The organism is Kitasatospora sp. NPDC056138, from assembly GCF_042264695.1.
GTDB lineage: Bacteria > Actinomycetota > Actinomycetes > Streptomycetales > Streptomycetaceae > Kitasatospora.
Genome location: NZ_JBHJVK010000107.1, coordinates 1 through 19,135, shown reverse-complemented (window position 1 = coordinate 19,135; position 19,135 = coordinate 1). Strand labels below are relative to the sequence as shown.

General features: G+C 73.2%; 17 protein-coding genes. 12 read left to right on the top strand and 5 right to left on the bottom strand.

The annotated features are described in order from the left end of the window. Positions 1-110 precede the first annotated feature (110 nt). The gene (locus ACFC1R_RS36465) at positions 111-587 is read right to left on the bottom strand and encodes a hypothetical protein (RefSeq protein ID WP_375946020.1); all 477 of its coding nucleotides are present in this window, start codon (positions 585-587) and stop codon (positions 111-113) included. 179 nt (positions 588-766) lie between these two features. On the opposite strand from ACFC1R_RS36465, the gene ACFC1R_RS36460 reads away from it, so the two are divergent. Together ACFC1R_RS36460 and ACFC1R_RS36455 are read left to right on the top strand one after the other, a co-directional pair. Next, positions 767-1,723 carry a pseudouridine synthase gene (locus ACFC1R_RS36460; RefSeq protein ID WP_375946019.1) on the top strand — a complete coding sequence of 319 codons (957 nt, stop codon included), beginning with the start codon at positions 767-769 and terminating at the stop codon, positions 1,721-1,723. Between the two features lie 388 nt (positions 1,724-2,111). Then, positions 2,112-3,212, top strand: a complete 1,101-nt coding sequence (locus ACFC1R_RS36455; RefSeq protein WP_375946018.1) for a PP2C family protein-serine/threonine phosphatase — start codon at positions 2,112-2,114, stop codon at positions 3,210-3,212. Between the two features lie 188 nt (positions 3,213-3,400). Here ACFC1R_RS36455 and ACFC1R_RS36450 read toward each other — a convergent pair whose 3' ends face one another. Next, positions 3,401-5,371 carry an amino acid transporter gene (locus tag ACFC1R_RS36450; RefSeq protein WP_375946017.1) on the bottom strand — a complete coding sequence of 657 codons (1,971 nt, stop codon included), beginning with the start codon at positions 5,369-5,371 and terminating at the stop codon, positions 3,401-3,403. 451 nt (positions 5,372-5,822) lie between these two features. Here ACFC1R_RS36450 and ACFC1R_RS36445 point away from each other — a divergent pair, with 451 nt between their 5' ends. The 4 genes from ACFC1R_RS36445 to ACFC1R_RS36430 all read left to right on the top strand — a co-directional run bounded on the left by ACFC1R_RS36445 (position 5,823) and on the right by ACFC1R_RS36430 (position 9,622). Beyond that, positions 5,823-7,133, top strand: a complete 1,311-nt coding sequence (locus tag ACFC1R_RS36445) for a globin domain-containing protein (RefSeq protein WP_375946016.1) — start codon at positions 5,823-5,825, stop codon at positions 7,131-7,133. A 306-nt stretch (positions 7,134-7,439) separates the two neighbouring features. Continuing rightward, on the top strand, positions 7,440-8,267 hold the full coding sequence (locus tag ACFC1R_RS36440) for a sigma 54 modulation/S30EA ribosomal C-terminal domain-containing protein (protein ID WP_375946015.1): 828 nt from the start codon (positions 7,440-7,442) through the stop codon (positions 8,265-8,267). Positions 8,268-8,390: 123 nt separating this feature from the next. Beyond that, positions 8,391-9,128: a response regulator gene (locus ACFC1R_RS36435; protein ID WP_375946014.1), complete on the top strand. Its 738-nt coding sequence runs from the start codon at positions 8,391-8,393 to the stop codon at positions 9,126-9,128. Between the two features lie 104 nt (positions 9,129-9,232). Further along, on the top strand, positions 9,233-9,622 hold the full coding sequence (locus ACFC1R_RS36430) for a pyridoxamine 5'-phosphate oxidase family protein (RefSeq protein WP_375946013.1): 390 nt from the start codon (positions 9,233-9,235) through the stop codon (positions 9,620-9,622). 79 nt (positions 9,623-9,701) lie between these two features. Here ACFC1R_RS36430 and ACFC1R_RS36425 read toward each other — a convergent pair whose 3' ends face one another. After that, positions 9,702-11,429, bottom strand: coding sequence for a GAF domain-containing protein (locus tag ACFC1R_RS36425; RefSeq protein ID WP_375946012.1), 1,728 nt, complete (start codon positions 11,427-11,429; stop codon positions 9,702-9,704). Positions 11,430-11,719: 290 nt separating this feature from the next. On the opposite strand from ACFC1R_RS36425, the gene ctaD reads away from it, so the two are divergent. Both ctaD and ACFC1R_RS36415 read left to right on the top strand, forming a co-directional pair. Continuing rightward, the gene (gene ctaD, locus ACFC1R_RS36420; RefSeq protein ID WP_375946011.1) at positions 11,720-13,495 is read left to right on the top strand and encodes a cytochrome c oxidase subunit I; all 1,776 of its coding nucleotides are present in this window, start codon (positions 11,720-11,722) and stop codon (positions 13,493-13,495) included. Positions 13,496-13,656: 161 nt separating this feature from the next. After that, positions 13,657-14,190: a hypothetical protein gene (locus ACFC1R_RS36415; protein ID WP_375946010.1), complete on the top strand. Its 534-nt coding sequence runs from the start codon at positions 13,657-13,659 to the stop codon at positions 14,188-14,190. 24 nt (positions 14,191-14,214) lie between these two features. On the opposite strand, the gene ACFC1R_RS36410 is transcribed toward ACFC1R_RS36415, so the two are convergent. Further along, the gene (locus tag ACFC1R_RS36410; RefSeq protein ID WP_375946009.1) at positions 14,215-15,648 is read right to left on the bottom strand and encodes an alkaline phosphatase family protein; all 1,434 of its coding nucleotides are present in this window, start codon (positions 15,646-15,648) and stop codon (positions 14,215-14,217) included. 389 nt (positions 15,649-16,037) lie between these two features. On the opposite strand from ACFC1R_RS36410, the gene ACFC1R_RS36405 reads away from it, so the two are divergent. Further along, positions 16,038-16,571 (top strand): hypothetical protein, encoded by a 534-nt coding sequence (locus ACFC1R_RS36405; RefSeq protein WP_375946008.1) that lies wholly within the window; start codon positions 16,038-16,040, stop codon positions 16,569-16,571. 22 nt (positions 16,572-16,593) lie between these two features. Here the strand turns inward: ACFC1R_RS36405 and ACFC1R_RS36400 are convergent, their stop codons facing one another. Further along, entirely contained in the window at positions 16,594-16,869 is a 276-nt protein-coding gene (locus tag ACFC1R_RS36400) for a helix-turn-helix domain-containing protein (protein ID WP_375946007.1), read from the bottom strand. A 99-nt stretch (positions 16,870-16,968) separates the two neighbouring features. On the opposite strand from ACFC1R_RS36400, the gene map reads away from it, so the two are divergent. The 3 genes from map (at position 16,969) to ACFC1R_RS36385 (ending at position 19,068) form a co-directional block, all read left to right on the top strand. Further along, on the top strand, positions 16,969-17,736 hold the full coding sequence (gene map / locus ACFC1R_RS36395) for a type I methionyl aminopeptidase (protein WP_375946006.1): 768 nt from the start codon (positions 16,969-16,971) through the stop codon (positions 17,734-17,736). 94 nt (positions 17,737-17,830) lie between these two features. After that, a complete protein-coding gene (locus ACFC1R_RS36390; protein ID WP_375946005.1) occupies positions 17,831-18,565 on the top strand; it encodes a GNAT family N-acetyltransferase in 735 nt (244 codons plus the stop codon). Between the two features lie 95 nt (positions 18,566-18,660). Further along, on the top strand, positions 18,661-19,068 hold the full coding sequence (locus ACFC1R_RS36385) for a DUF2809 domain-containing protein (RefSeq protein ID WP_375946004.1): 408 nt from the start codon (positions 18,661-18,663) through the stop codon (positions 19,066-19,068). The last annotated feature ends 67 nt before the right edge of the window (positions 19,069-19,135 follow it).

Genomic DNA, 19,135 nt, shown 5'->3' with positions numbered 1-19,135 from the left:
CCACAGCACCGCCGGCGCGCCGCGCTGCGCGCGCGGCCCGCGCCCCCCCGCAGCGCGGCGGCCGCCCTCCCCCCCACGCCGGATCGCCGCATCAGGCTCGCGGCGACGCCTCAGTCTCCGGTGTTGGTGGCCCAGACCGGACGGTTGTTGTGGTCGTAGACGACCACGTTGCCGTCGTCCTGCACGGCGAGATAGGCGCCCTTGTGCCAGGTGCCGGCCGCCCAGATCGGCTTGCCGTCGCGGTTGTAGAGCACGAAGTTGCCGTCCTCCTGCATCACCGCGTAGTCGGCGTTGGGCCAGGCGCCGGGCGCCTGCCATGCCGGGTGGTTGTCCTTGTAGAGCACGAAGTTGCCGTCCGACTGGACCCGCAGGACCGTCCGGCCGTTGCCCGAGACCCAGGCGTGGTTCTTGTGCAGCGTGGCCGGCGGATAGAAGTGGGAATCGCTCCTGACGCCCGCAGCGTCCCGCACACTGTGGCCGGTGGTGGCGGACGGGGCAGCGGCGTAGGCGCTGCCCGCCAGCACTCCGCCGACGGCCAGGGCCGTGGACGCGAGTGCGACGGAGAAGTAATTCCTGAACTTGGACACCGAGTTTCCTTCCATGAGAAGCAGGGCGGGACAATTAAATATCCACCGGGATCAAGGATGCAATAGATTTCGAGATTTCCGGGAATAGTATTATTTGCATTCATCAGTAAGCATGCGATCAGTCTTTCAACGGGAATGGGTTCGCCCGCCGGCCCGGCCTGCCGCTACGCTGACCCGCGATGAGACGCAAGACCAAGGTGCCGCCCGCACCGCTGCCGCAACGGCTGGGAATCGACCCGGTCCGGCTGCGCCTGCCCATGGACGGGCCGTGGACGACGGTGCGCGACCACCTGGTGGACCGGCTGCCGGTCCCCGCGTCGGCCGTCGACGACCTGCTCGGCGAGGGCGCCGTGGTCGGCACGGACGGGCCGCTCGCACTCGATGCGCCGTACGTCCCGGGCGCGTTCCTCTGGTACCACCGCGACTTCCCCGAGGAAGCCACGGTGCCCTTCCCGATCACCGTGGTGCACCGCGACGAGAACATTGTGATCGCGGACAAACCACACTTCATGGCGATGGCGCCGCGCGGGCAGCACGTCACCCAGAGCGCGCTCGCCCGGCTGCGCCGCGAGCTCGACCTGCCCACGCTCAGCCCCGCCCACCGGCTCGACCGGCTCACCGCCGGGCTCGCGATGTTCGTCATCCGGCCCGAGCACCGCGCCGCATACCAGGGGCTGTTCCAGGAGCGCCTGGTGCGCAAGGAGTACGAGGCCCTCGCTCCGTACGATCCGGCGCTCGACCTGCCGCGCACGGTGAGCAGCCGGATCGTCAAGGAGCACGGCGTCCTGGCCGCCCAGGAGGTGCCGGGTCCGCCCAACAGCGAGAGCCGGATCGAACTGACCGAGACCCGGGGCGCGTTGGGCCGCTACCGCCTCACCCCGGTGACCGGCCGGACCCACCAGCTGCGGCTCCACATGTGCGGCCTGGGCGTTCCGATCCTGGCGGACCCGCTCTACCCCGAGGTCCTGCCCGGCACCGCCCTGGACGACTTCCGCGATCCGCTGCAACTGCTGGCCAGGAAGCTGGAGTTCACCGACCCGCTGACCGGGGAGCGGCGCAGCTTCCGCAGCGGGCGCACGCTGGAGCGCTGGCCGGCCGGCCCCGGGGCCGCGGCAGTCCAGAGCCGCTGCTCCTGATCGGCCGCTGCTGCGGATCGGTCACTGCTGTGGATCGTGTCGGAGCGGCGCAGCCCGTCAGAGCGGCGCGGCCCGTCGCAGCGGTGCCCGGCGGGATCCGCCGCAGCAGCTCCGGAGCCCGGGCCCCGGCCGGTCGCGCACCGGTGCTCCCCGGCGTGCCGGGCGGCGGAAGGAACTGCTCGCCCCGGCCGGGCAGCGGTCCGCCCGCTCCGCGGCGCCGGGCTCGGCCGGCGAACGGCCCGGGGTACGGGTGGCGACGGTCGCCCCGACCTCCCCGGGGCCGCCGGGGGCCTCCTGCGCCCTGTCGCAGACCCGCGGCAGGTGGTGAACAGTAGGAAGGAGGCAACGGTTCCGGCAGGTGGGGCCGTCCAGGCGAAGGGCAGCCACGGTGTCCGACGACTCCGGGGGCTCCGGCGACCGGCGTCCGCACGCCGTCTCGCTCCCGCCCGCGAGCTTCCGCTGGATGGTGCTGGGCGGGATCCTGCTGACGGCCGCGACCGTCGCGATGGATCTCGCGACCGGACCGAAGTCCACCTTCTCCCCCGTGCTGACCGCCGTCCCGGTCCTGGCCGGGGTGGGCACCCGGCGGGCCATGGTGCCGCTGCTGGCCGGGGTGCTCAGCGCCGTGGTGGTGCTGGTCCTGATCTTCGTCAATCCGCTGGTGTCCCCGGTCATCCACGCCACGGCCGCCGGTGCGGTCCTCGCCGTCGCCATGATCAGCAGTGCGAACGTCGCGCTGGTCGCCGCGCGCGAACGGGAGCTGGTCCAGGTCCGCACCGTCTCCGAGACCGCCCAGCGGGCGCTGCTGCGTCCCGTACCGGCCCGGGTGGGCTCGCTGCAGATCGCCGTGCGGTACCTCGCGGCGGCCGCCGAGGCGCGGATCGGCGGCGACCTGTACGAGGTGGTCCGGACCCCGCAGGGGATCCGGGTGCTGCTGGGCGACGTCCGGGGCAAGGGGCTGACCGCCGTGGAGACGGCCTCCGACGTCCTCGGGGTGTTCCGCGAGGCGGCCAGGGCCGAGCCCGACCTGACCCGGGTCGCGGCCCGGCTGGACTCGGCCCTGAGGCGGGACCTGGGCACCGAGGACTTCGTCACGGCCGTGCTGCTCGACGTACCGCACGGCCCCGGTCCCGCTCTGGTGGTCAACTGCGGCCACCCGCCGCCTCTGCTCCGGACGGCCGCCGGGGTCAGCGAGGTGCGGCCGCCCACCGACGCCCCGCCGCTGGCCCTGCTGGGCCTGACCGGCGGGTGCTACCCGGCCAGGAGTGTGCCGTTCGGCGGCGGAGACCTGCTGCTGATCCACACCGACGGCATCTCCGAGGCCCGGGACCGGGCCGGCCGGTTCTACCCGGTGGCCGAGCGGCTGGCCCGGCTGCCCGAACAGGATCCCGGGGCCCTGCTGGACCACCTCATCGCGGACGTGCACGCCTACGCCGGCTCCGGGCTCGACGACGACGCGGCCCTGCTGGCGATCCGCCGTTCGGGCTGACCGGCCGCGTCGGCCGGGCTCCCGCCGGAGGGACCCCGGACGGTCCTGCTGCCGCCCGACCGCACCGGCCGGGCCACCCGTCCCGGACGTCCCGCCCGGGCACGGGTGAGCCGCAGCGGCGCCGAGCTGGGCCGGCCGGTTGTGCCGACGGACCAGGAGGCGGAGCGGGAGGCGAACCAGCCGGTGGATCAGCCGACGTGGACGCGGGGGCGCCGGTCGCGGTCGGGTTCCGCCTCGCGGAGCACCTCACGGGTGACGGGCGCCACCTCGCCCTGGCCGAACAGGAAGAACCGCAGGAACTGGGCGAACGGGTTCCCCTCGGTCCACTCGAAGTAGATGTGCGGCTGCTGGCCGGTGATGTCCCGGACGTGCAGCAGCAGGGCCGCCAGGGCGTTGGGGACGCTGGAGCTCTCCAGGGCGAGCACCCGGTAGCGGTCGTGCAGGACCTCTCCGCGCACCTGCAGCTCGGCCTCGAAGTCGGACGGGTCCCTGACGGTGACCTCCACGAAGACCAGGTCGTCGTCGGCCGGGATGTCGTTGTCCGAGTGGATCTGCCGGAGCTTGTCGCGGTACTCCGCCAGGTCGCGGCTGTTGGGCTCGTTGGCGATCAGCCGGATCGTCCGGTGCGAGCAGTCCCGTACGAAGCGCTCGGCCGTCTCGTCGAAGTCCACGGCGGTGACCCGGAGCTCGAAGGCGCGGGCGAGCCGGGACAGCAGGGAGACCAGGATGATCCCGGCGATGAAGCAGGCACCGATCTTCACGCCGTCGGGGCGCTCGGCGACGTTCACCGCCGTCGTGTAGAGGAAGACCACCGCGATGGCCGCGAAGGCCGCGGTCCAGCGGCGCTGCCCGGCCCGTCTGGCGGCGATGGTCACGGCGATCGCCGCCGAGCTGATGAGCACCAGGACACCGGTGGCGTAGGCGCCGCCCTGGGCGTCCACGTTGGCGTCGAAGATCCAGGTCACCAGGAAGGCGACGAAGGTGAGGACCAGCACCATCGGGCGTACCGCGCGCGCCCAGTGCGGTGCCATGCCGTAGCGCGGGAGGTAGCGGGGCATCAGGTTGAGCAGGCCGGCCATGGCCGAGGCCCCGGCGAACCAGAGGATGAGGATCGTGGAGAGGTCGTAGACGCTGCCGAACGCCCCGCCGAGGTACTGGTGGGCCAGGTAGGCCAGGGCGCGCCCGTTGGCCTTCCCGCCGTTCTGGAACTCCTGGGCCGGGATGAGCAGGGTGGTGATGAAGCTGGTGGCGATCAGGAAGACGCTCATGATCGCCGCAGCCGTGGTCAGCAGCTTCCGGGCGCCGCGGATCCGCCCGGCGGGCCGCTCCTCGGTGTCGTCGGGGTCGCCCTGGATGTGCGGCATGACCGCCACACCGGTCTCGAAGCCGGACAGGCCCAGGGCCAGCTTGGGGAAGACCACCAGCGCCACCCCGACCATCAGCACCGGGTTGCCGTGCTGGGCGGTCAGCGCGCTCGACCAGTCCGTGATCACGTGCGGTGAGGCGAGGACGTGCCAGAGCCCCACCACCACGACGACGACGTTCAGCGCCAGGTAGACCGCGACGAGCGCCACCGCCAGCCCGATGGCCTCGGTGAAGCCCTTGAGGAACACCCCGCCGAGCAGGGCGACCAGGAGCAGCGTGATGATCACCTGGTGGCCGTGCAGGGTGCTGGTCAGGTGCGGGTTCTCCACCAGGTGGGCGGTGGCGTCGGCCGCCGAGAGCGTGATGGTGATCAGGAAGTCGGTCGCGGCGAAGCCGAGCAGCGTCAGGACGAACAGCTTGCCCTTCCAGAAGGACAGCAGCCGCTCCAGCATGGCGATCGAGCCCTCGCCGTGCGGGCTCTCCTGCGCCACCCGCCGGTACACGGGCAGTGCGCCGAAGAGGGTGACCGCCACCAGGACGATGGTCGCCACGGGGGACAGCACGCCGGCCGCCAGCGCGGCGATGCCGGGCTGGTAACCGAGCGTCGAGAAGTAGTCCAGCCCGGTCAGGCACATGACCTTCCACCACCGCTGTCCGTGCTGCGCGGCGGGGGCCTGGGCGTGCGGGCCCGGGTGGTGCTTGGCCATGTCGGACAGGCCCTCCAGCATCCAGGCGCGCAGACGCTCCCGCGCCGAGAGCGTGGGGCCGGGATCGACCGGGGCTGGGGTGACCATCGCGTACTCCCGTAGCTGTGAAAGATCTTCCCGCCGGGCAGACGGTCAGGTGAGAGTATGCGACCGCCGGCCCGTCCTCGGTAGTCGAAACTCCGGCCGACCGGATCACCGTGCGGACGTGGTGACCCGGTGCGGCGGCGTCGGTACTCGAACGACCGTTCCCCGCCCTGCCGGGGACGGCCAGGCGGGTGGGTGGCCGGACGTCCGGGCACCCGGACGGCCCGCCGGATCCTCACGAGTTGATCACACTCACCCCCGGGCCCGGTCCCGCTCGGTCCCACTCGGTCCCGCCGAGCGCCGACGGGGTCGGGCCGTGCACCCGGAGAACGCGCGGCCGGTGGACGCACCGGAGCGACCGTCGCAACCGGCGTCAAGGGCCGGTCGGCCCTGTTGCGCAGGGGCGAACAGGCCACTACCACACGGCAGTTGGCCGATGGCTAGGCTTCGCGCCATGAAGATCACCAGGACCGGCGAGTACGACCGACTGCTCGCCCGACACCATGCGATGCGCCTGCGGCGGCAGATTCTCAGCCCGACGGGCCCGTCCCCCGAGCGCCCCGCACTCGGCGCGGGCACGGGCCCGTACGACGGGCACGACGGATACGCCGACCAGCAGCTGATCCGGGCGCAGCTGGATCTGGTGACACCGTTCGACGGGCTCATCGAGCACCTCTACGCGGTCATGTTCCAGCGCAGGCCGTACCTGCGCACCCTCTTCCCCGAGTCGATGGAGTTCCAGCAGGACCACCTCGCCCGGATGTTCCGGTACCTGATCGACAACCTGCACCGCCCCGACCACGTACTCGCGGTGCTGCGCCAGCTCGGCGGCGACCACCGCAAGCTCGGGGTGTGGCCCGCGCACTACCACGCGTTCGAGGAGGCGCTGGGTGTGGCGCTGCGCGGCCGGGCCGGGGCCGCGTGGACGGCGGAGCTGGAGCAGGCCTGGCTGCGGATGCTGCGGTTCGCGGTCGGGGCGATGGTCGACGGTGCGGAGTCGGCCATCACCGAGCCGCCCTACTGGCGGGGCCAGGTGGTCCGGCACGAGCGCCGGGGGCCGGACGTCGCGGTGCTCGGCGTCCGGACGGGCGAGCCGTACCGCTACCGGGCCGGGCAGTACGCGACCATCGAGTCGCCGCTGCTGCCGCACACCTGGCGGCAGTACTCGATGGCCTGCGCCCCACGGCCGGACGGGGTGCTGGAGTTCCACGTCCGCCGTACGGCCGCCGGCGGGGTGAGCGAGGCCCTGGTGGAACGCACCCGGGTCGGGGACGCGGTCCGGCTCGGCCCGCCGCGCGGCACGATGACCGCCGCGGACAGTGCCCGTGACGTGCTGCTGGTGGCCGGCGGCACCGGGCTGGCCCCGCTGAAGGCGATCCTCGGGGAGCTCGCCGACCGGGGGGTGCCCGGCCGGCGGGTGCACCTGTTCGTCGGTGCGCGCAGCCGGGGCGATCTCTACGACTGGGAGGCGCTGGAGCGGCTGTGCGGCCGGCACCCCTGGCTGGAGGCCGTCCCGGTGCTCGGCGGCGGCTCGCGGGGCCCACGGCCGGAGGCGACCTCGGCCCCGCTCCCGGGCCCGCTGTCGGACCCGCTGGCCGACCCGCTGGCGGAGGCGGTCGGCCGGGGTGGTGACTGGTCGGAGCGCATCGCCTACGTCAGCGGCCCGCCGGGCATGGTCGGCAGTGTGCGGGCCCGGCTGCTCACCTCGGGGATGCCGGCCGACCGGATCCGGCACGATCCGCTCGGCTCCGCCGCACGAGGCTGAGCCGGACCCGGTGCTACGAGGAGAGCATCCGCATGAGAAGTCGGCGGAGCAGCCAGTACGGGTGACGGATGGCCATGGTGTCGTCGTCGTCCTTCCGGTGGTCGCCGGGTGCCGGCGGTGTGCCGCTACCACTCTGTGTTCCCGCGACCGGCACCGGCAGGCGTCACAGGTCCCGGTGCACCGGGCCGGGTGTCGCTCCCGCCGGCCTCACGCCGGGGGCGAAGGACTCGACGGGTGGGGGCCGTTCGGCCCTCGGTTCGCGGACTGCGGTCGGCCAGCCTGGTGATCAACCGAGGAGGATCCCTGATGACCAGTCTGCCGAGCAGGCCCACCCCCGACGTCCGGGTCGAACTCCGTGGCGCGCTGCCGAGGGAGGAGGCCGAACACGCCAGGCGGCGGATGCTGGGTCTGCTCGACCGGCTGGCACCGGCCGGGCGGCCGGACCCGGCCGTGCACTCGGCCCGGGTGAAGCTCACCCGGAGCCGCAGCAGCGAGGTCGCCCGGCCGGCCATCGCCCAGGCCACCCTCGGGCTCGCGGGCCGGAAGCTGCGCACCCAGGTCGCCGCGGTGACCATGCATCAGGCCGTCCGGCTGCTCCACGACCGGCTGCTGGACCGGGCCTCGCGGCTCCGCCCGTACTGGGAGGCGCCGCCCGACGCGGCGCCGCCGCTGGACCCCGACCTGTGCCGGCCGAGCCGCGAGGTCGCGGACCGCCCCGAGTACGCCCGCCGCACCCTGGGGGAGCGGGAGATCGTGCGGCGCAAGTCGGTGCGGCCGGCCCGGCTGACGCCGCAGCAGGCCGTGCTCGCCATGGCCGGGATGGACTTCGACTTCCACCTGTTCGCCGACGCCGTCACCGGACAGGACTGCCTGGTCCACTGCCAGGACCCGACCGGCGGCTACCGGATCGTCCGGGCCGGTGGCGCAGGTCAGGGCGGCACTACCGCCGGTACCGCGTGGTCGGTCGCCGAGAGCCTGCACCCCGCGCCCAGGATCGGCGTGACGGAGGCGGCGCGCCGACTGTGGCTCAGCGGAAGGCCGTTCGTGTTCTTCACCGGACTCCGGGACGGCCGGGGGCGGATCCTCTACCGCCGGTACGACGGGCACTACGGTCTGATCGTGCCCGGGCAGTAGCGCGGGCGGCGCGGCGGATCGGCGTCGAGTAGGGCCGTCCGGCCCTGGTGACGGTACCCGGCTCCGGAGACAATGCAGTGGCCCCCCACCAGGGCGGGCACACGCAGGGAACGGAGTTGGGCCATGTCGGACGGCACTGAGCGGACTGGTGCCGAGAGGCCCGTACGGGTCTTTCTGCTCGACGACCACGAGGTGGTGCGCCGAGGCGTACAGGACCTCCTGGACGCCGAGCCCGGACTCACCGTCATCGGGGAGGCCGCCACGGCGGAGCAGGCGCTGGCCCGGGTGCCCGCGCTGCGTCCGGACGTCGCGGTGCTCGATGTCCGGCTGCCCGACAGCGACGGCGTCAGCGTGTGCCGGGAACTGCGTTCGACCATGCCGGACCTGGCCTGCCTGATGCTCACCTCCTTCGACGACGAGGAGGCCCTGCTGGACGCGATCATGGCCGGGGCCGCCGGTTACGTGCTCAAGCAGATCAGCGGCACGGATCTGGTCTCCGCCGTGCGGACCGTGGCGTCCGGTCAGTCCCTGCTCGACCCGGGCGCGGCCACCCGGCTGATGGCCCGGCTGCGCGGCGAGAGCCAGGCCCCCCGGCAGCCGGTGCTGCCCGCCCTGACCGACCGGGAGCAGGAGATCCTCGTCCTGGTCGGCGAGGGACTGACGAACCGTCAGATCGGTGAACGGCTCTACCTCGCCGAGAAGACCGTCAAGAACCACATCTCCCGGCTGCTCGCCAAGTTGGGCGTGGAGCGCCGGGTCCAGGCCGCCGTGATCGCCAGTCAGGCCCCGTCCGCCACCGGACGCGGTCTCCACGACCGTCCATCCCACCCCGCGCCGGCCGGGAGCTTCGCACGCCGCTGACCCTTCGGGCCTGCCCGGGCGTCGCGGGTGAGGCTTTCGGCGCCCGTCCGGCGAGGGAACCGCCCCCGGGCCGCGCGCCCTTCGCCCACCGAGGATCGAACCCCATGAAAACCGAACTCCCATGGCTGGGCGAGCAGCGGTGCCTCGCCCTGCTGGAAAGCGCGTCGGTGGGACGCGTCGTCTACACGGTCGGCGCGCTGCCCGCCGTGCTCCCGGCCCGGTTCCGGCTGGACGAGCACGGGGTGACCCTGCGGGCCGACGGGGGCGCCGCACTCGTGCGGGCCGTGGACGGCTCACTGGTCGCGTTCGAGGCGGACGAGATCAGCGCGGTGGACGGCAGCGGATGGTCCGTCACCGTGCTCGGCCCGGCCCGGGTGATCGCGCAACCGGGCGGCGGGCCGGTGGAGAGCACGGCGCACTCGGGACAGGTCGTGATCCGCATCCACCCGGAACTGGTCACCGGCCGCACCCTGCACGGTTCGCGAACCCCCTGAGGGCAGGGCACGGCGGACGGACGCAGCGGACGGACGACCGGGGACCACCGCCCGGCACCCCGGGACCCCGGCGGGCGGCTCAGGACCGGGTCAGCGGCGCGGACCAGTGCAGCCGGGTGCCGCCGCCGGCCGGGGTGTCGAGGGTGAAGGTGCCGCCGAGCTGGTCCGCGCGTTCGCCGAGGTTGCGCAGACCGCTGCGGTGTCCGTCCGGCGCGAGGCCGATGCCGTCGTCGGCGACCGAGAGGACCACCTCCCCGCCGACGGCCTGCAGGGTGACCTCCACCCTGGTGGCGCGGGCGTGCCGGGCCGCGTTGCTGAGCGCCTCGGCCATCACCGCCATCACCTGGTCGGCGACCGCCGGGGGCACATCGGTGTCCAGCAGTCCCTCCATGCTCAGCCGGGGCGCGAACCCCAGGGTGGTCCTGGCCTCGGCGACCGTTCGGGCCGCGCGGGCCCGCAGCCCCCGGTCCTCACCGTCCCTGGCCCGCAGGCCGAAGATCGTCGATCGGATGATCTTGATGGTCTCGTCCAGGTCCTGCACCGCCCGGACCACCCGCTCCGAGGCGCCCGGCTGCTCGATCAGCCGCGCGGCGCCCTGCAGCGTCATACCGGTGGCGAACAGCCGCTGGATCGCCAGGTCGTGCAGGTCGCGGCCGATCCGGTCGCGGTCCTCGAAGATCGCCAACTGCTCGGCGTCCCTGCGGCGTTCGGCGAGTTCGAGGGCGAGCGCGGCCTGGTCCGCGAAGCCCAGCAGGGCGCCGATCTCCTCGGTGCCGAACGGCAGCCGGCCGGCCGGACGGGCCAGCAGCAGCACACCCTGGACCTTCCCCGTCGCGGTGCCCAGCGGCACCGCCACCGCCGGACCCAGCCCCGCGAACCGGCTCAGGCCGTCGGAGCGGCGCGGCCCCGCCGCGTACCTCGGGTCACCGGCCAGGTCCCCGGTGGTCACCGGGGAGCCCGCCGCGAACGCCCCGCCGGAGAGCGTGCCGTCCATCGGCACGGTCAGCCCGAGCCGCCCGGCGCTGTCGCCGCCGACGGCCAGTTCGACCCGCAGCTCCCCCGTCCCGGCCGGGACCGTGAGATCCGCCAGCTCCGCGCCGGTGATCTCCCTGGCCCGCTCGGCGATCAGCGCCAGCACCTCCTGGCGGGGCGCACCAGAGAGCAGGCTGCGGGTGATCTCCGCGCTCGCCCGCAGCCAGCGCTGCTGGCGCTGCGCCTCCTCGTACAGCCGGGCGTTGTCGATCGCCACACCCGCCGCGACGGCCAGCGCGGAGATCAGCGCCTCGTCGTCGGCGTCGAACTCCTGGCCGCCGCGCTTGTCGGTGAGGTAGAGGTTGCCGAAGACCTCCTCGCGGACCCGGACCGGGACGCCCAGGAAGGTGCGCATCTCGGGGTGGTGCGCCGGGCAGCCGTAGGAGGCGGGGTGGGCGGAGAGGTCGGTCAGCCGCAGCAGTTCGGGGCGGCGGATCAGCTCACCCAGCAGGCCCTTGCCGCTCGGGTACGGGCCGATGTCGGAGATCTCGTCCTCCGACAGACCGACCGTCAGGAACTGCGACAGCGTGTGCCCGTCCGGTCCGATCACCCCGAGCGCGGCGTAGCGGGCGTCGGACAGCACGCCGGCCGCCTCGACGATGCGGCGCAGCACCTGGGTGAGGTCCAGCTCCCGGCCGACCGAGAGCACCGCCTCCAGCAGGCCGTGCACCCGGTCGCGGGTGCCGCGGACGTCGTCGATACGGGCCTGCAACTCCTCCAGCAGTTCGTCCAGTCGAAGCTGCGGAAGCCGCGAGGGCACCCCGTTCCCGCCCACGTGTTCCTCCCAGGTCCGCTCCGGCCGACGCGGCCGTACCCGTCCAACGGTATCGGCCGGATCCCCGCGCGAGGGCCCCGGGTGGCCCGGTTCACGTGCGCGGATGCACAAGCAGGGGGGGACGACGGCGCTGTGGTGACGCCGCGTCAGTACCGGTGGACGAACGGCGCCCGGGCCGGGGACGGTCGGCCGCGCCCGCCGGGACCATCGGCCCTGGGGCCGCCGCCCGCCGCACGCCGAGGATGAATCGCCGCCCGGGAACCACGCACGTCTCCCCCGCGGCTGAGCCAATGTTCGGTGGATGCGAAGGAGGGCGGCCGGTGGCTGCCATCGAGGTGAAGGAAGAGCCGGCTGCGGCCGATGTCCCCGGGAGGAGGTCCGGTTCGGCCCTGGTGAGGATGCTCACCACCACCGACCACAAGACGATCGGCAGCATGTACCTGGTCACGGCGTTCGGCTTCTTCCTGGTCGGCGGTCTGCTCGCGCTGGTGATGCGGGCGGAGCTGGCCCGGCCGGGGACGCAGATCCTGTCGAACGAGCAGTTCAACCAGGCGTTCACGATGCACGGCTCGATCATGCTGCTGCTGTTCGCCATGCCGCTGTTCACCGGTTTCGCCAACTGGATCATGCCGCTCCAGATCGGCGCCCCCGATGTCGCCTTCCCCCGGCTGAACATGCTGTCCTACTGGCTGTTCCTGTTCGGGTCGCTGATCGCGGCCGCCGGGTTCCTCACGCCGCAGGGCGCCGCCGACTTCGGCTGGTTCGCCTACGCGCCGCTGTCGGACGCCGTTCACTCGCCGGGTATCGGCGCGGACATGTGGATCATGGGCGTGGCACTGTCCGGGTTCGGCAGCATCTTCGGCGCGGTCAACTTCATCACCACGATCATCTGCATGCGCGCGCCCGGCATGACGATGTTCCGGATGTCGATCTTCGCCTGGAACGTGCTGCTGACCTCACTGCTGGTGCTGCTGGTCTTCCCGGTGCTGGCGGCCGCGCTGTTCGCCCTGGAGGCGGACCGGAAGTTCGGGGCGCACGTCTTCGACCCGGCCAACGGCGGGGCGATGCTCTGGCAGCACCTGTTCTGGTTCTTCGGCCACCCCGAGGTGTACATCCTGGCCCTGCCGTTCTTCGGCATCGTCTCGGAGGTCATCCCGGTCTTCAGCCGCAAGCCGATGTTCGGCTACTCCGGTCTGATCGCGGCCACCATCGCGATCGCCGGTCTGTCGCTGACCGTCTGGGCGCACCACATGTACGTCACCGGCCAGGTGCTGCTGCCGTTCTTCTCCTTCATGACCTTCCTGATCGCGGTCCCGACCGGGGTGAAGTTCTTCAACTGGGTCGGCACCATGTGGAAGGGCTCACTGAGCTTCGAGACCCCGATGCTCTGGACGGTCGGCTTCCTGGTCACCTTCCTCTTCGGCGGTCTGACCGGCGTCCTGCTCGCGGCCCCGCCGCTCGACTTCCACGTCTCGGACTCGTACTTCGTCGTCGCCCACTTCCACTACACCCTGTTCGGCACGGTGGTGTACGCGATGATGGCCGGATTCCACTTCTGGTGGCCGAAGATGACCGGCAGGATGCTCGACGAACGGCTCGGGAAGATCACCTTCTGGACCCTCACCATCGGTTTCCACAGCACCTTCCTGGTGCAGCACTGGCTGGGTGCCCAGGGCATGCCGCGCCGTTACGCCGACTACCTGGCCTCGGACGGTTTCACCACGCTGAACACCGTCTCCACCATCGGCTCGTTCCTGCTCGGCCTGTCGATCCTGCCGTTCCTCTACAACGTCTGGAAGACCGCCAAGTACGGGCAGCGGGTGGAGAACGACGACCCGTGGGGCTGGGGCCGTTCACTGGAGTGGGCGACCTCCTGCCCGCCGCCGCGGCACAACTTCCGCTCCCTGCCCCGGATCCGTTCGGAGTCCCCGGCCTTCGACCTGCACCACCCGGAGATCGCCGCGCTGGACTACCTGGAGAACCACGGCGAGCCGGCCAGGCACCTGGCCGGCGTGGTACCGGCGCAGTACGACGGCCCGCGGCCGCGCCGCTCCCGCAGGGGCTGACGGACCCGCCCACCGAACGCCGTCCCCGTCCCGGTTCTCCCCCACCGGGCCGGGGGCGGTCCTCCCCGGTCCGCGCCCACTCCCGGTCCGAACCGACTCCCCGGTCCGCACCGGATTCCGGACCGGACCGACTCCCGATCCGAAGCAAGGAGGACAAGGCCATGCCGCACACCGTCCTGGCAGTCGGCGCTGCCGCACTCACCGCATCCGGCTGCGTCTGGTACATCCCGGCCGTGACGGACCTGCGGGCGGGCGACGACCGCCCCAGGTCCGTCCGGCTGTCCGCGATCGCCTGCCTGGCCTGGTGGTCGAGCCTGGCAGGCGCCGGAATCGTCCTGCTGACCCCGGCCGTCTGGCAGCTCGCCGCCGCGATCGCCGCCGCCGGGGCGGTGTCGGGCACCGCGCTGCGGCTGGCCGCCGCGGCCGACCACCGGAGCGCGCAGCGCGAGGAGACCCGGTACTGGGCGGAGGTGCTGCCCGGCCCGGTGCCGTCGCCCGACCGCCGACGGCCTCAGGTCGTCATGCTGGCCTGGCTGGTGGCCGGTGTCTCCGCCTCCTCCGTCGCCGCGGCCTCCCTCGTGGTGTCGGCCCGCGAGGACACCCCGACCGGTCCCGCGCTGGCCACCGCCGCCTGCGGTTCGGTCGGGTTCTCACTGGTCATCCTGCTCGTCGCGGTCACCCGCGCGCGGTCGTAGCCGGGTCCGCCGGGGCCCTGCCGCTCACCGCGCCGGACGGTGCGGGCGCCGGCCCCGCTCCTGGTGCGGGAAGTGCTGCCCGGCGCCCGGCAGCACGGGAGGCGGAAGGGTCGCCACCTCCTTCTCGGCCAGGGCGAGTTGGGCGGCGGTACCGGGCAGCCGCGGGGCCCGCGCGGCGGCGTGGCCGAACTGGAAGGCCGAGGTCAGGTCGCCGAAGGCCGCGCGGCGCCAGTCGGTGATGTTGGCCGCCCTGACGCCGGTGAAGCACTCCAGGAACCGCAGCACCGAGGTGTGGTCGAAGGCCTCGGAGGCGACCCAACCACCCACCGTCCAGGGCGAGATGACGATGCACGGCACCCGGAATCCGCCGCCGACCGGCAGTCCGCCGACGAACTCGCCCGAAGTGCCGGCCGCGGGCACCGGCGGGGGGACGTGGTCGAAGAGGCCGTCGTTCTCGTCGTAGTTGAGGATGAAGACGGTCTTCGCCCAGACCTTCGGGTTCGACGCGACCGCCTCGATCTTGGCGGCGACGTAGTCGGCACCCGCGGCCGGCAGGTAGTCCGGGTGCTCGGACTGGTGGCCGGTCGGCAGGATCCAGGAGACCGCCGGCAGCCGGTCGCTCCGGGCGTCGTCCTCGAAGGTCCCGGCCGGCTGCGCGGCCAGGCCCTTGTCGTGGAGCGGATCGCCCGGCCCGGCCTGCTGGAAGTTCTCGAACAGCGACAGCATGTCGGTGCCGTAGTTGTCGGTCTCCTGGTAGACCCGCCAGCTGACGCCCGCCGCCTCCAGCTGCTCGGCGTAGGTGGTCCAGGTCAGCGGTCTGGGGGCGGCGTTCTGGATGATCGGGCCACCGCACTTGCCGTCGGCGTCGATCGAACCGGTCATCCAGTACAGCCGGTTGGGCCAGGTCGGGCCCTGCACCGAGCAGAAGTAGTTGTCGCAGATGGTGAAGGCGTCCGCCAGCGCGAACTGGAACGGGATGTCGTCGCGGGTGTAGTACCCCATCACGTAGGGGCCGTTGACGCCGTCGGCCGCGCGGTGCGCGGGCAGCCACTGGTCCATCTTCCCGCCGTTCCAGGCCCGGTGCTGGACCGACCAGGCGTGGCTGGTGGACGGGATCGCCTGCGCGCTGGTGGTACGGGTGTCGAGGTGGAACGGCAGCAGGTAGCCGTCCGGGTTGACGCTGTCCGGCTGGTAGAAGACCGGACGGCCGTTGTCGAGCCGCAGCGCATCGGGGTCCGCGAAGCCGCGGACCCCGGCCAGCGTCCCGAAATAGTGGTCGAAGGAACGGTTCTCCTGCATCAGCATGACGACGTGTTCGACGTCCCGCAGCGAGCCGCGCCGGGGCACCCCGGCCGCCACCGCCCGCTGGACACTCGGCGGCAACAGGCTCATCGCCGCCGCCCCGCCCGCCACCCCGGCCACCGAACCCAGCAGCCTGCGTCGGGTCATTCCGGACATCAGATCCTCCCTGGGTCACACGTGCAACAGTGCCTTGAGGTCCGGCTGTGTCAGATCGGGTACGACTCTGCCGTAGCGGAGTTCCCTCGCGCTGGAGGTGCCGGGTGAACAGCCGGCCAATGTCGGAGATCTGCCGATACCGGACAGAGCGTCAGACCTGGTTTCGCGGCGGGTAGTTCGAGAGGGAGAAGACCGGCTCGACCGGGACCGGGCGAGGCCCCCGTACCCCGAACCGCAGCACGCCGCACCGCACCGCGCCGCACCGCAGCACGCCGCACTGCACCGCACCGCAGCACCGCAGCACGCCGCACTGCACCGCACCGCAGCACCGCAGCACGCCGCATTGCACCGCACCGCACTGCGCTCCACCGCACCGAGGAGGACGGCCGATGACACCCGCACAGGAGTTCCGCACCACGGCGACGCCCGACCACGGACTCGTCCAGATCTACGACTCCGACGCCTACCTGCCGGACGGCTTCGCCGCCGAACGGGCCCGCGAAACCGTCGCCGCGAGCAGCGGGCCGCAGCTGTACCTGCACAGCCGGCAGCGGACGTCACCGGTCGAACTCGTCCTGCGGGTCTGGGACGGGCCCGCGCCCGCGACCGAGGCGGACTGGGCGCCGGAGGGACAGACCGCCGCGGTGCTCGACAGCCCGACCGGCATGCTCGTGGTCCGCGCCCTCGACCCGGAGATCGCGGGCGTGCTGGACCTGCCCCGCACCGGGGTGTACGCGGTCCGGGTGTCCTGGCGGGGCCGCGGGCTCGCCGCGGCCCAGCAGGCGGCGCTGCTCCGCGCCCTGGCCGACGGACCCGGAGACGGTCAGGCCGTACTGGCCGCCCATCAGGAGGTCCTGGAGACGTACCGCCTCGACCTCTGGTGGCAGTTCGAGTCCTACCAGGACGAGGAGGACGAGGACTGACCGCCCGGCTGCGGGCCACCGGTCACGCGGACAGCAGGTCCGGACCCTCCTCGGCGGTTGGGGCACAGAGTTCGGCCAGCTCGTCGAGGGACAGGCCGAGGACCGAGGCGAGGGAGACCACGGTGAAGAAGGCCGGGGTCGGGGCCCGGCCGGTCTCGATCTTGCGAAGCGTCTCGGCCGAAAGATTCGCCTCCGCGGCGATCCTGACCATGCTCCGCTCGCCCCGGGCCTGCCGGAGCAGGGCACCGAGGCGTTCGCCGCGTTCGCGTTCGAAGGGGGTGAGGGGAGTGCGCACCATGACCGTGATACTAATACCGGTATAAGAATTGGCTCTCCGCAGGGTCCACCACGGACCGTGCGGGACGGGGCCGTACGGGCGCTGGGGAGGCTGCCGAACATGGTGGAGATCAAGACCGATGCCGCACTGGACGCGATGCGGGAGGCCGGGCGGGTGGTCGCCGACGCGCTCGACGCGGTCCGGCGCGCAGCCGGCGTGGGGGTGTCCCTGCGGGAGCTGGACGAGGTGGCCCGCGCCGTCCTGCGCGCGGCCGGGGCCGGCTCGCCGTTCCTGGGCTACCGCCCCGGCTTCGCCTCCACACCGTTCCCCGCGGTGATCTGCACCTCGGTCAACGACGCCGTGGTGCACGGCATCCCGACCGGCTACCGGCTGCGCGACGGCGACCTGGTCAGCATCGACTGCGGTGCCAGGGTCGGCGGCTGGACGGGGGACGCGGCCGTCAGCTTCGTCGTCGGCACGGCCCGGCCTGCCGACACCGCCCTGATCGAGACCACCGAACGCGCGCTCCGCGCGGGCATCGAAGCGGCCGTCGTCGGCGCCCGGATCGGCGACATCTCGCACGCCGTCGGCAGCGTCGGCCGCGCGGCCGGCTACGGCATCCCGGCGGACTTCGGCGGCCACGGCGTGGGCCGCGGCATGCACGAGGACCCGCACGTCCCCAACGACGGCCGCCCCGGGCGCGGAATGCGCCTGCGGCACGGCATGGTCCTGGCGATCGAGCCGATGTTCCTGGCCGGTGGCCGGGACGACTACCGGACCGGCTCCGACGGCTGGACCCTGCTCACCGTCGACGGCACCCGGGCCGCCCACGCCGAGCACACCGTCGCCGTCACCGACGACGGCCCGCGCATCCTGACCCTGCCCTGACGCACCCGCTCCTCCTCCCGGATCCGCCGCAGGACCCGCCCACCGGACGTCATTTCGAGTGCGCACCGCCCGCCCCGGCTGGCAGGATCGGGCCATGCCGATGGATTCCTTGCTGAGCAGAGCCCGCGGACTGTGGGAGGGGATGACCGAGGTGCCGGGAACCTCGTTCGCGCCCACGGGCGGTGTCAACGTGGTGGTCGCACCGAACTCCGCGCTCAGCCCGCCCGGTTGGCTGGGCGTGGTGGTGCTGGGCGGCTCGGCGCTGGTCACCGCGCCCAGCGAGCAGGCGGCCGCAGCCGTGCACCGGGCGGTGGCGGGCCTGTCGGCCGAGGCCGTGGGCAGTACGGCGGCGGTGACCGCACTGCGCGAAGTACTGCCGGTCGGCCGGGTGCTCGGGCCCGCCGCGCTCGCCTACACCTCCCGGGAGGAGTTCCGGCCCGTGTCCGCCGAGGGTCTGACCCTGGAGGAGCTGCCGGCCGGGCACCACGGCCTGCGGGCGCTGGAACAGGTCTCGGGCGAGCCGGACATGCGGGAGGCCGGGCTGTTCACGATCACCTCGCCCGGGTTCGCGGTCCGCGAGGGCGACACGGTCGTCGCTGCCGCCGGCTACCGGTCCTGGCCGGGCCGCACCGCCCACCTCAGCGTGCTGACCGCCCCCGGCCGGCGGGGACGGGGGCTGGCCAAGGTCACGGGATCGGCAGCGGTGGCGCACGCGCTGGTGGCCGGTCTGCTGCCGCAGTGGCGGGCCCAGGTGCCCGCCTCCCGCCGGGCAGCGGGGGCGCTGGGCTTCCGGGAGCTGGGCACCCAGCTCTCCGTGGAGCCGGGGTAGCCGCTGGACCGGCCCCGCAGCGCGGCCCGGCCCGGCCCGGCCCGGCCCGGCCGGCGATTGCGCGTTCGAGGGCGGCGGACCCTAGGGTGTCGGACATGAACGATCTTCCGCAGGACGGCCGGTCCCTGAAGGCCCGTCTGCCGGCACTCGCCGCGGCGGCGGTGACCGTCGTCGCGGGGCTGGGCGTCCGGCACGTGCTGCCGGGAGACGCCGCCAAGTCCGCCGGGGACGCCCTCTACACCGTCCTCGTCTACTGCCTGGCCGTCCTGGCCGCTCCCCGGGTCAGGCCCGTGACGGCCGCCGCGGTCGCCCTGGCGGTCAGCTGGGCGGTGGAGTTCCTGCAGATCAGCGGGATACCCGCCGAGCTGTCGCAGCAGAGCGTCGTCGCCCGGCTGGTGCTGGGGACCACCTTCAACGTGCCCGACCTGTTCTGGTACGTCGTGGGCGCGGCGTTCGCCTGGACCGTCCACCGGCTGGGCTCCCGCCGGCCGGGCGCCCGCTGAGCGGCTCCGCCGCGGAGCCGGAACCGGCCGCGCGCCGCACCCCTCGCCGCGCGCCCGCGGCCGACCG